This window comes from Flavobacterium covae (assembly GCF_001534645.1).
In the GTDB taxonomy this organism is placed as follows: Bacteria; Bacteroidota; Bacteroidia; order Flavobacteriales; family Flavobacteriaceae; genus Flavobacterium; species Flavobacterium covae.
Window position 1 is genome coordinate 2,388,144 of the sequence record NZ_CP013992.1, and the last position, 14,403, is coordinate 2,402,546.

Here is a 14,403-nt window from a genome sequence, read left to right on the forward strand (position 1 = left end):
TTCTAGAGAGTAATTGACACTTTTTATCACTAAGAGAAATCACACAAAATACGCGATGTGATTTCTCTTTTATTTGTAAAGTTCTGAATATCAAAAATTCTTTCTAAGTATCTTTTTTAATATTGTTTAGTACCTAAAAGTACCAGTGTACAAGCTACTTCTATTATGATATTATTTTTTTTTAACAAATCATAAAACTCAGAATTTTCAGTACCTGGATTAAAAATAACTCGCTTAGGTTTTAATCCTATTACATAATCATAATAGTCTTTTTGACGTTGCGGATTTAGATACAAAGTAACTGTATGTATATCTTCTAAAAGAGGAAATCCTTTCTGAATTTCTATCCCAAAAACACGTTCGTTTTTTACTCCTAAAGCAATTACTTCATGTTCATATTGCAACAATCTACTCATCGCTATAAACGAGTATCGCTCTGGGTTACTAGAAGCTCCTAAAACTAAAGTTTTCATTTTTACTATTTTTAAAACAATAAATTTACTATTTTTAAACTTAGCAAACTAGAACTTAACATTTTCTTTACTAATAAAGCCGTTTAGAATTTTAATTTTACAAAAAAACTATGGATCTATTTTTTTACATTTTTGCTGCCTTATTTTCGGTACTTAATCCTATTGGTGCTATTCCTGTTTTTGTTGGACTCACGAATGGATATACGCGTCAAGAACTTACCAAAACATCTAAATGGACCGCAATCAACGTATTCATAATTATGATTGTGTCATATTTTTTAGGCGAATATGTCTTGCACTTTTTTGGTATTAGTTTAGAAGCCTTACGAATTGCAGGAGGTATGATTATAGCCAATTCTGGTTTTGGTTTATTGTCAGGAAAGGTTAAAAAGCGCAAAGGAATAAACAAAAAGGTAGAAGATGAGGCACAACAAAAACACGCTATCGCTCTTACTCCATTAGCCATGCCTTTGTTAGCGGGACCTGGTTCTATATCTTTATTAATAGCTTTTTATCAAGAACATAATAACTGGATAGCTATAAGTTTAGCTATAAGCGCTATTTTAGCAGTAGCTGTTTCTATTTTCTTAGTTTTAAACAGTGCTCATTATCTAGTTCGTTTTCTTGGAGAAGCAGGCATTGTGGCTATCTCAAGAATTGTTGGTTTTTTTGTAATTGCAATAGGTGTTCAGTATATTGTAAATGCTATTCTAAAAATCATAGAAAACAGTCATCTAATTAAGTAATGAATACATCAAATTTAAAAGAAAATCCCACAGATTTGAATAAGTTAAGTTGATTAAATTCGTCTTTTTTTTATTTACTTTTCTTTGCTTTCAAAGTACGTAATCAAATTTTATTAGTCTAAATTAGACAGAATATCAATAAATAATAACAATCTAATTAATCCTTTTATATTTTCTTTGTTATAATATTTAACCTAATTTTTGATTCAAAAAAGGCATATAAAAAAATCCCAAACTTTTTTGCTTGGGATTTTTTATATTTTATTGTTTAGGCAAAAAGATCTCTGCCATCATACAACGAGCACTACCCCCTCCATAGGTTTCTATAATCTCTAAATTTGAATATAGAATAGCCGTATGTTTTTCAATTTGTTCAATTTGTCCTTTATTCAGTGAATTATAAGCTGATTCACTCATAACTAAATATGTTTTATCATCATTCCCTTTTACTTGTAACATATTACCAGCAAAGGCATTTACTTGACTTTCGGAAATATAAATAATTTCTTTTCCATCATTTTTTAGATTTTCTACTAAATTTTTCTTTTCCGTTTTATCATCTATACATTCTGAACAAAGAACTGCAAAAGTTTCACCTATAGCCATCATTACATTTGTATGATAAATCAATTCTCTTTCTTCATCAACTGTTTGAAAGGCATTAAATAAAACAGGAGTAAACTCAAAATCTTCACAAAATTCAATAAATAATTCTTCATCGGCACGAGGAGATAAAGCACAATATGCTTTTTGATGTACGCGATCTAAAACCATACTACCTGTTCCTTCTAAAAAAACGCCATCTTCTTCTGCAAGTGTGTAATCCATTATTTCCTGAATAACAAAACCTTTTTCTTCTAATATATCTAGAATATCTTCTCTCCGTTCTAAACGACGATTTTCGGCAAACATAGGATATAGTACTATATCTCCATTTTCATGAAATGAAATCCAATTATTAGGAAAAACCGCATCAGGTGTATCACTATCTATCGTATCTTCTACTACTATTACATGAACTCCTGCTTCACGAAGTTTATAAACTAAAGCATCAAATTCTTGTTGTGCTTTAGTCGTAATAGTTGCTGGTAATATTGTGTCTTTTTGTTTTTGATAATAATTGTTTACTGCCGTTTGTTCATTCATTCTAAATGAAGCAGGTCGCACCATTAATATAGAATTTGTTATTTGTTGCATATTTATTTAGTAAAAAAAATTCTCTCAAACACTACTGATAGTTATTATATTTTAGTGATTGAGAGAACTTTTTATTTATAAAATTAATCATCTGTTTTTTACTACATTTACAATAGAATCTACTATATCTAGAGCTATTTCCGCCATTGTATTTATTTTTTCATCTAAACAAGGATTTACTTCCACTACTTCTACACAAGCCGTTTTAGGATTAGAGGTTAAATGTACCAATAAATCTTTTGCTTCTTGTGGTGTTATTCCGTTAGGTACTGGAGTTCCTGTACCGTGTGAAGTCAAGAGGGGATCCATAGAATCAACATCAAACGAAATATAAATGATATCACATTGATGCAATTGTGTATTAATATTGTTTACTAAGGTCCATATTCCTAAATTTCTGACATCTTGTACTGTATACCATTTAAGACCTAACTTTTCAATAACAGCTTCTTCTTGAGACTCTGTATCACGTACAGCTATATAAACTAGATCTTCTGGGTTAATTTTTTTTGTTATACCTCCAACATTTTTTAGACGGTTCCAATAATCAATTGTTTTTTCATCTACTTTATTTATTTGACATTCTAAGTTATCGATATCCATTACAGAGGCTAAAGGCATTCCGTGCATATTTCCCGAAGGTGTGGTATAAGGCGTATGAATATCTGCATGAGCATCAATCCAAATTACCCCAATTCTTTTATCTGGATAAGCAGATTTAATACCTGCTATAGTTCCACCAGCAGAACCATGGTCTGCGGCTAAAATAATAGGAAATTGTTTTTTTTGTAATAGAGAAGAAACCTTTATATTTAGCTCCTCATAAATAGAAAGTAATCCATCTATACGTTTTGCAAAAGGAAATTTTGTTGACTTATCTAGGTAAGTGTTTACATCTTTAATTTCTTGAAGATCATTCTCACCAAAAATATAATTTTCTTTTTTCCTTGCTGTGGTTATAATGGCTTCTGGGCCTAAAGAAGCTCCACGTGTACCTGCTGTAATTTCTGATTTGTTTATTAGAAAAGTAATTGACTTACCCATAAAGTTTTAGATTGGATGATGATGATTGATAACATCTATTTCATCTGTTTCGATAGCAAATATAAAAAAAGCCCCTTGAGAGAAGAAGCTTTTTTATGTTTTATTTATTTTTAAATTATCTTTTATCCATGGATACAAATGGTCGTAATGGATAACCTGTATAAACTTGGCGTGGGCGTCCGATAGGTTCTTTATTTAAACGCATTTCTTTCCATTGTGCAATCCATCCTGGAAGACGACCAATGGCAAATAACACAGTAAACATATCGGTTGGAATCCCTAATGCTCTATAAATTATACCAGAATAGAAATCCACGTTTGGATATAATTTTCTATCTACGAAATAAGGATCTACTAAAGCTGCCTCTTCCAATTGTTTAGCAATATTTAGAATTGGATCGTTTACTCCTAATTCTGCTAACACTTCGTCTGCTGCTTTTTTAATAATTTTTGCACGAGGATCAAAGTTTTTATATACTCTATGTCCAAAGCCCATTAAACGGAAAGGATCTTCTTTATCCTTAGCTCTTTCTAATGCTTTTTGCGCATCTCCTCCATCTTTTTGAATTTGTTCTAACATTTCAAGCACTGCTTGATTTGCTCCCCCATGTAAAGGTCCCCATAGTGCAGAAACCCCAGCAGAAATAGAAGCAAATAAACCTGCATGTGAAGATCCTACAATTCTAACTGTAGAAGTCGAACAGTTTTGTTCATGATCAGCATGTAGTGTAAATAATTTATCTAAAGCATCTATAACTGTTTTATTAGTGGTATAGGGGGCTGTAGGCAATTCAAACATTAAACGCATGAAATTTTCCACATATCCTTTCGTGTTATCATAGTAGTTTAATGGAAATCCCATCATTTTACGATATGTCCAAGTAGCAATTACTAAGAATTTCCCCATAGTTTTACAGATTGCCTCGTACATCTCGGTTTCATTTTCTACATTTACTACTTTAGGATTAAAAGCAGTTAAAGCAGAAGTTAATGATGATAATACTCCCATTGGGTGAGCTGTTTTAGGAAATCCATCAATAATATTCTTCATTTCTTCGTTTACCAAAGTATATTTACGAATATCATTTTCAAATTTTTCTAATTGAGTTTTTGTTGGTAGTTCTCCAAAAATAATCAAATAAGACACTTCTAAGAACGTAGCGTTTTCAGCTAAATCTTCAATAGCATATCCTCTATATCTTAAGATTCCTTCTTCACCATCTAAGAAAGTAATTTCACTTGTACAAGAACCTGAGTTTTTATACCCTGGATCTATCGTGATCGCTCCTGTTAGGGTGCGTAATTTTTCAATATCGATAGCCGTTTCATTCTCAGAACCCACCATTACAGGGAACTCGTATTTATTGCCATCAAATTCTAATATCGCAGTTTTTGACATAATTAAGTTTATGGTATTTATCTTTTTAAATTGGTTTAACAAAAATAGGGATTTGATATTAAATTCAAAACTTACCCAATGCTTTTCTCCAAATTTAATAAATGTTTTACAATAAGTTTACAATTTTAGAAAAGAAAAAAACACCATATATAGATTTTTTTTCTAGAAGGTCATTCCTCTAAAGGACGTAAGGAAAATCAGATAAATAAAACAAAATTTAAAAACTGAATTTAAACTAATTAAGACCTTAACTTAATAGCATTGTACGCGCGGGAGTTGCATTTACATTAGAACTAAACCATGTTACTAGAAAGAATAATATTTGAATTAACAACTTCATAAAGTGTTCTGCTGTTTAATTTTATCTGCAACTATAATATTTATCATCTCACTAAAACTATAAGCCACTTTGCTTACACCTTTTGGATAACCCCATTTGCTTGAATCTGGGACATACTCATCTCCACAATAAAACAACTCCGTTTCAAAACGATAAACGGACGGATTATTTCCATCATCTACAGTTTTTCCAACATAGATTATTGTCATTGCAAATTTTTTTAAATCAGCCCACCCTCACTTATTTTGATTTTTAATGAAAAAACACACCAAACAACCTAGCTCATCATTTTATAATTCCGTATTCATTAGGTTCATCATTCATAAAATCGATTCTGAATTGTTCTGGCATCTGTTGGCGAGCAATCTCAATTGCCTTTTCAAGTACAAAAGGAAGTCTTGTTGATTGCGTTGTTTCTAACACCCAATTTACACTTGTCTCTAAAGAAATCTTATGTCCTATAGAAACATATATTGGGTTTGTATTTTCTTTTGTTCGGAGGGCTTTTCCAACTACTTTTTGGTCAAATATAAGTTCTATATGATCTGCTCTTTTATCCCCTAAATCTTCCTTTTTGTAATACCCTACAAGACGTTTTTTAGCGCAACCTATAGTGGGCATATCCAGTTGAATGCCCAAAAAAGTAGCCAAGCCCATATTTTTAGGGTGTTCTATACCGTGTCCATCACAAAAAATAAGTTGGGGTTTTATGGTTAATTTTTCAAAAGCTTTGATTGCCCATATCGTTTCATTAAAACCAAAAACATCTGGAATATGCATAGTGATCTTGTCCTCAGTATAAATTGCTTGGTCAACGATTTCTTGACTATTTCCATTCATAACTGTGATAACGGCTACAATTACTTGGGTAATATCGTGATAAGCTACTGTTACTCCTCCAATAAATTGCACATCAGTTGGCAGTTGATCCTCGTTTATTGTTTTACCAATTTGTTCTTCTTGCCACACAAACTTTTCCATAAATGTATCAGGAATTGTTTTTCCTAGGTATTCTTTCATTTGATTATGAATGGCATAAGCGACAATAACTTTTGAATATCTTTCAACATCTCCATGTACATAAACAAATGTATCTAGATCTATTTCAATATACCCTTTTTCATCATAAGAATGATACTTATCTATTATATCTTGATTATTTGCAATTAACTTTTCATAATCCAAATCATTACGACTAATCAACATTTCAGTTGAACCCACTTCTCTTTGTTTTCTATCACGATTATTAATAGCAAAATTATTTAATAAAACAAAATCATAACACAACTCATATTCAGTGCTATAAATTTCTTTAGACATACGAAACCTAAAAATGAACCTTTTTACCCCATATATATATATATATAGCCAAATATAATTCACAATCTTTAAAACCACATTGCAAAGAACAACCGTGATCTATTCCATTTACATAAGTTTCTTTACTACATGAGTTATTTTCTAAATTTATATTTTCTTTTATTCCTGTAAATGATTTACCATTATGTTTTATAGAACCATTCACTTTTAATTTTTCCCAGTTTTGTAGCTCAAAATATTTTATCATTTTATTTACTATTAGGAAAGAAAACCCCTTCCGTTATATAAAAACAATGAGGACAAGTAACCATGTGTTTAAAAATTTGACCTTTTACTTTCCATCTTATAACAATTTTAATATCCGATCGCTCAGATTTACTCAACGTATTTTTCAACGCAACAGTTTTCGCAGAATTTCATTCTGTGCCCACAAGCTGTTCAAAGTCTCCCGACTTTGAGCTACCACAAATTAAACTATTTTTTCAATAAATCACTTATTTTGATTTTTAATGAAAAAGCAAAATTTAAAATATTGTTACATTATTATCTTAACGCAAAGTCAGGAGACATTTGCGTAGCATGCATATCTTTAAATTATGGCTCAGACTCTGGGCAGCCGAGTACATATGCGAAGCATTTACATCTTTAAATTATGGCTCAGACTTCGGGCAGCTGGGAGCTAACTGTTGCGTTAAAAACTAGACGCTTAGATTTGGATTGTGTAAATCCGAGCGATCGGGTAAAAAAAACTCTATCATTTACAGGAAAAAGAGAAAAAACGATTTTATAAGATATATCATTTTTTGGTTTTAAGAAAATTGCAAAATAATCTTCAAAAGAGTTTAGCTCAAACCCTAAAGAAGTTATGCCCATCAGATAAGATATTTTATGTTGTATTTCTTCGATTTTATTGTTCATAAATTCTATTTTACTCCTCCAAAACTTGTAGCAGAACCACCGCTGTATATTTTAATAAAACTGCCAGATTTAGACACTGAAGCCCCTTTTTGAAAATTAGGCAAAGGATTTCCTTTTATAGGATTACTTCTTGATTCAGTTGGGATTGACCTAATATAATATTTTGATAAATTCATTGCTGCTTTTTGATTTTTAGTAAAATCCGTATTAACAGATAGTTTAGTGTCTTCAATTCTAGCATCTAATATACTTGTATTACCAACTTGAATTTCTTTCACAAATACAAAGTCTGCTATAAAATAATCGCCCTCATTGGTACAGTTACCTGTTTGATCTCCATTAATACAAAAATATACTTGTGTATAGATAGATCGTTCTGATAAATCTGGAATTTTTTGTTCTAATGCTTTATATTCCAAAGATTCTGGAGAAGATAGTTTACTTATAATATAGTTTTCAAAGTCTTTACCCATCTTAAAGTAATTTCTCCTATTGGCATCTTCTTTCGAATACTTTAACCATTCATTAATAGTTGTTATTAGATTATTATCTAATGGTATTTCCTCTATAGATTCTGGAGTAAGCAACTCATAATCTTCTGCTTTATAAAGAGGATCTTGTTTGTGACCAACAAAACCACGTGCAAACTGAGGATGTTTGTTTAGAAAACCCGATCGCTCAGATCTACTCAACATATTTCTCAACGCAACAGTTAGCGCAGAATTGCATTCTGTGCCCACTCCTATTGGCTTTCAAAACAAATATAAAAGTATCACTTCTAGATCATTTTCTAAACCAGCACAATTTCTAGCAGAACTAAAATAATAATCCTCAGGTAAATCAACCTACAGTTATAATGGTAATGAAATAGCAATCTTCTGTTGTTGTGGCTTTGTATTTTGTCGACATGACTTATCTAAATATTTATTACAAAACTAAAAAAACACAATTTATAATTGTGTTTTTTTTAGTTTATTTTCTCGTCATTGTGGGCACAGAATACAATTCTGCGCTAACTGCCGCGTTGAAAACTAGACGCTTAGATTTGGATTGTGTAAATCCGAGCGATAGGGACAAGTGCTTCGGCACTGGTTAAATCATTACAAGATAAAAGTACAATCTCTTTTTTATTTGGATCCAGTTTTTTAGCTAAAATCTCTGCTAATTCCTCTGGGCTTACTTCAATATTATCCCATAAAAAGTTGCCATTATCTAAAGCATGTAAACTTAAAGCTACTTGATCTGAAGAACCCCAGCTCCTGAGCAAATCCTTTCGAGTGGAATTGTGTTCTTTAGAAAAGGGAAAAATATATATTCCCAGTTGTAATCAAATATACTATTTTGTTATATAAAAATCCAGTGATTAAAATGCACTGGATTCATTGTTTTATAATTATGTTACATTTTTTTACCACGCGAAAGGATTCGCGCGGGAGCGAGGGTTTCTATTTCTTTCAACAATTTCTTTAATCCTGCTTTTTGGGTCAAAATCAATGTATCGTGTTTTTGATTATCTTTTTTTTCATCATAACCTGCTAACTTCTTTAATATCTCATTAGGTATCTCATTTTGAAATTTCAAAAGACAAATACCGGAGTATCCCTTAGGCAAATAATCTATTTCGTATTTAGGATTGACTGATACGTATTTCAATTCAATAAGATTTTCAATATATTCGTTAGGATTTTTACTTGGGAAAATCACATTAAATAGGCTTCCTATTTTCAAATCCTCGTTGTACCCCCTTGCAAATACAAACAATTCATTTTTTATTGGCTTTACTGGAATATTTTTAAGCATATCCGCATTAGGTAAATCCAATAGGTAGAGAGTTTTATTTTCATCAAACAACCCTTCGGATTCAACTTTTAAATATATTTTCTCAAACTGTCTTTCCATTTTACTTAATATTATACTGTAGAGCTTTCTGATAAAATTCAAATGCTTTATCCAAAGATGATTCTGGTATGGTTTCCAATAACTCATCAGCATAATTTCTAGACAAATTAGATGGTAAATCTACTTCATAAACCTCTTTAACAAGTTTTCGTGCATTTTCAACTGAAATTTCCACTTTAGACAAATTGGCAAAATTATTCGCTGGAGTATTTAAGACAACTTCTAATTCTTTTGCTACTCTATAATTGGGAGCAGAAAGAGCAATGTTTCTTAAGTCATTGGGTAATCCAATTTGTAAAACTCCTTTATAAGCCCCATTACTTGTTGCACTTTCTATTGAAAAGATAGTTGCCTTTATTGGATCTGTCGAAGTTGAAATACCAAATGCTTGTGAATTTGGATTGCCAGGAAATAATGCATTGTCGGCTTTACTTCTAGTTGTGCCTCTGAAAAATGATTTTATACCTTTTTGTTCCAGCTGAGCTATTGTAGTTGTTTCATCAATTGTATTCAAAAATGCTTTAAGTTCAGCACTTGTAGTAATCTTCCCTGCCCCTGTAACCCCCATCTCAACCCCTTCACCTGTACAAGTCGAACATTCTTTAACAGGCGGAGAAGATAGTTCTATTGCTGTACCGTCTGAGGATACTTCATACCATTTCGTATTATCAGCGCGTTTTATACCATTTTCAAAGATCGTTATAGCACCATCAGTGGTATAAACTTTTTTACCAGTAGCTTGGGGAAAAAGTTATACTAAACCTATCTCTAATTTTATAACATAATCGTCATTAGAATCAAGTACATTGCTCTGTAGTTTTAAAATATTTTCAATAAATTCTTCAGTTATACGAGTATAAAATCTAACAATATTAACCACTCCAACTCCTTCAAGAAGCTTTAAAACATCAGCTTTTACAATTTTTTTTTCAAAACTACCTAAAATAATTTTTTTTTCATACAAACAACTACCTAAAACATCTTCTATATTCAAATTTTCAATATCATTAGACATAAAAAATATTGGCAAGGATAAATCATTTAGGTTATTATATTCTATATTCATAAAAAAACGTGGTTCGACTTTTACTACAAAAATATTTTTATTAAATTTATTGAATAGGGAAATAACATTATAATCTGTAGAACAAAAATTATCTTTTTCTACAATATAAATTGAATACAATTGAGAGACATCATAACTTCTAAAAAACGAAGTAATATAATCTGTATTAATTACATCTAGTGAAATATTATATTTTCCACACCCTGAATGTAAAGTTTCTATTAACGGCACTTGACTGCATTCCGTAATGAATTTTTGTGAAATTATGTTATATCTTAATTTATCCATATTACATGCTCATGTAGTTTCAAATCTTCAAATTTTAATTCATCAAAAATATCTAATGAAAACTCTCCAAAATTATAATGTTCTTTATTAACCCCTCCACCTATTAAATTTTCCGCAACATCTGGTGTAAACTTAAAGTAATTTAAGTATATGAATTATTAATAAACAAATAATAATTATTATCCAATATGGATGCAAAAAGAGGTTTTAATGGGTGTTCAAAAAATGTGAAAGCACCCTTAAATTGTGTATACTTTAATTCTAATTTTTGCTCTAATTCATAGTTAAATAAGTCAAAAAAAACCCATTCTAAAATCTCTTGAAAATCTTGTTCTAAAAGCTCTTGTTTGAAACTCAAAATTTTAGACTCTACAATTAACATCTTTTGAAAATCAATATAGTTAGATTTCACAATACTGCAAATCAAAAATTCTTCTATAGAACTGAAATTGGCAATATCAGATTTCAAGATTATTAACTCATCATAAATTGCATCTTGGATTAGAGAATCTAATTCCTGCTGTGTATATAATTTTGACAAACAAGAATTTTCTATTAATTCTTGTTTGTCAATGAAAATAAAATATTTTTTAAGATTGAAGTTTTTAATTATTCTATTAGTTTCTATAAAGTCCAATTTCTCTACCTTACAATTTTGCATATAGTTCATAATCAATTTTAGGTTTTAATTAATAAGGAAAAACTGTGTCAAAATTTAAATTGCCGTTTGGTCCAGTTAATCTTACTTCGATCTTAGTAACCCCGTCAGTTGCTATCCCTTGAAACTTTCTAATATTTCCACCTACTTGATTAGTAGGATTTTTCATGATTAAAGCTACTTCTTCTAAAACTCTTGACTCGTCTCCTGAGCAAATCCTTTCGAGTGGAATTGTGTTCTTTAGAAAAGGAAAAAATATATATTCCCAGTTGTAATCAAATACCCGATCGCTCAGATCTACTCAACATATTTCTCAACACAACAGTTAGCGCAGAATTGCATTCTGTGCCCACTCCTATTGGCTTTCAAAACATATATATATAAAAGTATCACTTCTAGATCATTTTCTAGACCAGCATAATTTCTAGCAGAACTAAAATAATAATCCACAGTTAAATCAACCTACAGTTGTAATGGTAATGAAATAGCAATCTTCTGTTGCAGTGGCTTTATATTTTGTTGACATGGCTTATATACTATTTACTACAAAACTAAAAAAACACAATTTATAATTGTGTTTTTTTAGTTTATTTTCTCGTCTTTGTGGGCACAGAATACAATTCTGCGCTAACTGCCACGTTGAAAACTAGACGCTTAGATTTGGATTGTGTAAATTCGAGCGATCGGGTATTTCCACCTACTTGATTAGTAGGATTTTTCATGATTAAAGCTACTTCTTCTAAAACTCTTGACTCGTCTCCTGAGCAAATCCTTTCGAGTGGAATTGTGTTCTTTAGAAAAGGGAAAAATATATATTCCCAGTTGTAATCAAATATACTATTTTGTTATATAAAAATCCAGTGATTAAAATGCACTGGATTTGTTGTTTTATAATTATGTTACATTTTTTTACCACGCGAAAGGATTCGCGCGGGAGCGGGGGATAAGATACTTTTTTAGGACATAACAGCTTTATAATCTACATATTCATCCTCTTTATCGTACGGTATTCCGGTGTGGGGAGACCTAATTATTAATGTATTCCAAGGCTTCCAAACATCTAAAAGTTCAGTATTTGTTATTTTATGATGCTCTAAAACACCTTCGATAAAATAATCCTTCAATGGCATTTTCAAGACTCTTTCAACTCCATCTTTGATAAGGACTATTTTATACTCCAATTCATTATTTTTATTAATGTAAAAAGTAAACACTCCACCATCCCAAGAACTCAAGTATTCTAAATCTCCATCATTATCATATTGTGTTGGTAACAAATTATTATCTTTCTCATACTCAAATATCATAGACATCATTCTGTCATTTGCCCATTGATAAAATACTTGTGCATAACTTAAAAGGTTTTGCTTTTGTAGACCAGAATCCCACCAGTAATGTTCTAAAAATTTTCCATCGGGATAAATCTCAATTTTTGCCTTGTTAAATTTTTCTGATGTATCTAATATTTCTTTTTGCTTTTTATGTATTATATCAGCTATGTCAAACAATTCAAACTCTCCCCATAAATATTTTTCACCGCATTTAATTACTGTAAGTTTTGGTTCATAACCACCTGCTTCAGTAAAATTTATTTCAATTAAAATTTTATCCCAAACTTTTTCTTTGAAAAATTTATTTATAATAACTAATACTTCTTCCATAATTAATTTGAAATTAAATAGTTTTTCTTAACAGCTCCATTTTCTGATAATCTTACACGCATACTTATAGGTCGTTTTGAGCTACCTGCAAAAACGAAAACCATTCCCCGCTGCGCAAAGTCTCCCGACTTTGAGCTACTAACTAACATACTTATCAAAAGATGACTTTTTTATACACAGTCAATATTCTTATTTAAACAATCATTCCCTTATTTGCTACACAATAATTTAAACATTCTATCACACAATCTCTATACACTTGTCGTGTAAATACATCTATCCAATCTACAACTGTAGCTGTAATGAAATGTGCTTTTTCTTGATTTCTTAAAATGTAACATTCTTTCATTTTATATATCGTTGCTCAAAGTCGGGAGACTTTGCGCAGCGGGTGAAAAAAAATGCTTAGAATTTAGATGTGTAAATCCGAGCAATCGGGTTACGGAATGCAAGTTTGCGCCATCGGGTTTTATTATAGTAAAATACAAATCTCTTGAAAATACATCACTCCAATTAACAATAACCAAACTTACAAAATAAGCATCTTTTTTTTATTGAATTTATATTTCCGACTCATTAGATTTTAGGCAAATACAAACAAAAACCACAAGCTCCTACTGATTGTGGTTCTTTACTTGGTTGCGCAATTTTATGAGTACTAGCTTGAAGCTCGCAATAGCCTAAGATTACTTAATGCTCGGACTATCGGGTGATGGATCTATAATTATCTCGTAATCTAATTCTGAAAATTCAAAGCCTGTAATATTATTTTCTTCAATGGCTTCTTTTAGATTTTCCGAAACTATATTGTCTATAAAAAAACTTTGCATAGGAAAATAATCTAGCTTCTCATTCAATACTATTTTTTTTTTTACAAAATCTATATCTTTTTCAAAATATAACTCTTCACTTTTTTCAATATAATCATCAATATTTTTAAATGAAACTAAGGTTTTTAAAGCAGGATTTAAAAACTCTGATTTTGAAAAACTAATATATTTTGCCAATTCTTTAAATAATAATTTTCCTGTAAATTGAAAAATAAAATAATCATATTTATCATTTTCAAAAATTAGGTTACTACTATAAAAATAATGTGGATTTGAGATATTAAATTTGTCAAATATTGTTTTAGCCTTTTTAGATATAAGTAAAGAACCCAACATACTACTCGATTCACCAATAAATGGATGAACATCAAATAATTTCCAATCCCAATATTTTTTTTTATCAAAGCTTTCTAAAAAAAAGTAATCAAAAATTGGTGCATCAATAATTATTTCTCCATCACCAATTTTTTTAAAATAATTTTCATTTAGATTATTAATAAAATTTGCGCTTGAAACTATCCTGTCTCCATAAAAACTTCTAATTGCAATTTTGTAATATTTCAT

At 30.3% G+C, this 14,403-nt stretch carries 18 protein-coding genes; 1 reads left to right on the forward strand and 17 read right to left on the reverse strand.

From position 1 onward, the window contains the following. Window positions 1-116: 116 nt before the first annotated feature. Complete coding sequence (locus tag AWN65_RS10540; protein ID WP_060383123.1) at window positions 117-473, reverse strand: CoA-binding protein; 357 nt, start codon at window positions 471-473, stop codon at window positions 117-119. Window positions 474-583: 110 nt separating this feature from the next. Between AWN65_RS10540 and AWN65_RS10545 the strand changes: the two genes are divergently transcribed. Continuing rightward, a complete protein-coding gene (locus AWN65_RS10545) occupies window positions 584-1,219 on the forward strand; it encodes a MarC family NAAT transporter (protein WP_060383124.1) in 636 nt (211 codons plus the stop codon). 261 nt (window positions 1,220-1,480) lie between these two features. On the opposite strand, the gene ctlX is transcribed toward AWN65_RS10545, so the two are convergent. From ctlX to AWN65_RS10620, 16 genes are all read right to left on the reverse strand, one after another. Then, window positions 1,481-2,416 (reverse strand): citrulline utilization hydrolase CtlX, encoded by a 936-nt coding sequence (gene ctlX / locus AWN65_RS10550; RefSeq protein ID WP_060383125.1) that lies wholly within the window; start codon window positions 2,414-2,416, stop codon window positions 1,481-1,483. A gap of 87 nt (window positions 2,417-2,503) precedes the next feature. Next, window positions 2,504-3,460, reverse strand: coding sequence for an arginase (gene rocF / locus AWN65_RS10555; RefSeq protein ID WP_060383126.1), 957 nt, complete (start codon window positions 3,458-3,460; stop codon window positions 2,504-2,506). A 115-nt stretch (window positions 3,461-3,575) separates the two neighbouring features. Then, window positions 3,576-4,859, reverse strand: coding sequence for a citrate synthase (locus AWN65_RS10560; RefSeq protein WP_060383127.1), 1,284 nt, complete (start codon window positions 4,857-4,859; stop codon window positions 3,576-3,578). A 336-nt stretch (window positions 4,860-5,195) separates the two neighbouring features. Next, window positions 5,196-5,408 carry a hypothetical protein gene (locus tag AWN65_RS10565; protein WP_060383128.1) on the reverse strand — a complete coding sequence of 71 codons (213 nt, stop codon included), beginning with the start codon at window positions 5,406-5,408 and terminating at the stop codon, window positions 5,196-5,198. A gap of 76 nt (window positions 5,409-5,484) precedes the next feature. Then, on the reverse strand, window positions 5,485-6,519 hold the full coding sequence (locus AWN65_RS10570) for an endonuclease V (RefSeq protein ID WP_060383129.1): 1,035 nt from the start codon (window positions 6,517-6,519) through the stop codon (window positions 5,485-5,487). Between the two features lie 7 nt (window positions 6,520-6,526). Continuing rightward, window positions 6,527-6,766, reverse strand: coding sequence for a hypothetical protein (locus AWN65_RS10575; RefSeq protein ID WP_060383130.1), 240 nt, complete (start codon window positions 6,764-6,766; stop codon window positions 6,527-6,529). Between the two features lie 410 nt (window positions 6,767-7,176). After that, on the reverse strand, window positions 7,177-7,437 hold the full coding sequence (locus AWN65_RS10580; RefSeq protein ID WP_060383131.1) for a hypothetical protein: 261 nt from the start codon (window positions 7,435-7,437) through the stop codon (window positions 7,177-7,179). Between the two features lie 5 nt (window positions 7,438-7,442). Continuing rightward, entirely contained in the window at window positions 7,443-8,132 is a 690-nt protein-coding gene (locus tag AWN65_RS10585) for a hypothetical protein (RefSeq protein ID WP_060383132.1), read from the reverse strand. A 344-nt stretch (window positions 8,133-8,476) separates the two neighbouring features. Continuing rightward, the gene (locus tag AWN65_RS10590) at window positions 8,477-8,704 is read right to left on the reverse strand and encodes a hypothetical protein (protein ID WP_060383133.1); all 228 of its coding nucleotides are present in this window, start codon (window positions 8,702-8,704) and stop codon (window positions 8,477-8,479) included. 131 nt (window positions 8,705-8,835) lie between these two features. Beyond that, entirely contained in the window at window positions 8,836-9,336 is a 501-nt protein-coding gene (locus AWN65_RS10595) for a hypothetical protein (RefSeq protein ID WP_060383134.1), read from the reverse strand. A gap of 1 nt (window position 9,337) precedes the next feature. After that, the gene (locus tag AWN65_RS10600) at window positions 9,338-9,904 is read right to left on the reverse strand and encodes a hypothetical protein (protein WP_060383135.1); all 567 of its coding nucleotides are present in this window, start codon (window positions 9,902-9,904) and stop codon (window positions 9,338-9,340) included. Window positions 9,905-10,087: 183 nt separating this feature from the next. After that, window positions 10,088-10,690, reverse strand: a complete 603-nt coding sequence (locus tag AWN65_RS10605; protein WP_060383136.1) for a hypothetical protein — start codon at window positions 10,688-10,690, stop codon at window positions 10,088-10,090. Between the two features lie 142 nt (window positions 10,691-10,832). Next, the gene (locus AWN65_RS10610) at window positions 10,833-11,351 is read right to left on the reverse strand and encodes a hypothetical protein (protein ID WP_145902561.1); all 519 of its coding nucleotides are present in this window, start codon (window positions 11,349-11,351) and stop codon (window positions 10,833-10,835) included. A gap of 953 nt (window positions 11,352-12,304) precedes the next feature. Beyond that, window positions 12,305-13,009, reverse strand: a complete 705-nt coding sequence (locus AWN65_RS10615; protein WP_060383138.1) for a hypothetical protein — start codon at window positions 13,007-13,009, stop codon at window positions 12,305-12,307. A 193-nt stretch (window positions 13,010-13,202) separates the two neighbouring features. After that, window positions 13,203-13,358, reverse strand: coding sequence for a hypothetical protein (locus AWN65_RS14635; protein ID WP_235588310.1), 156 nt, complete (start codon window positions 13,356-13,358; stop codon window positions 13,203-13,205). Window positions 13,359-13,695: 337 nt separating this feature from the next. After that, window positions 13,696-14,403 (reverse strand): hypothetical protein, encoded by a 708-nt coding sequence (locus tag AWN65_RS10620; RefSeq protein WP_060383139.1) that lies wholly within the window; start codon window positions 14,401-14,403, stop codon window positions 13,696-13,698.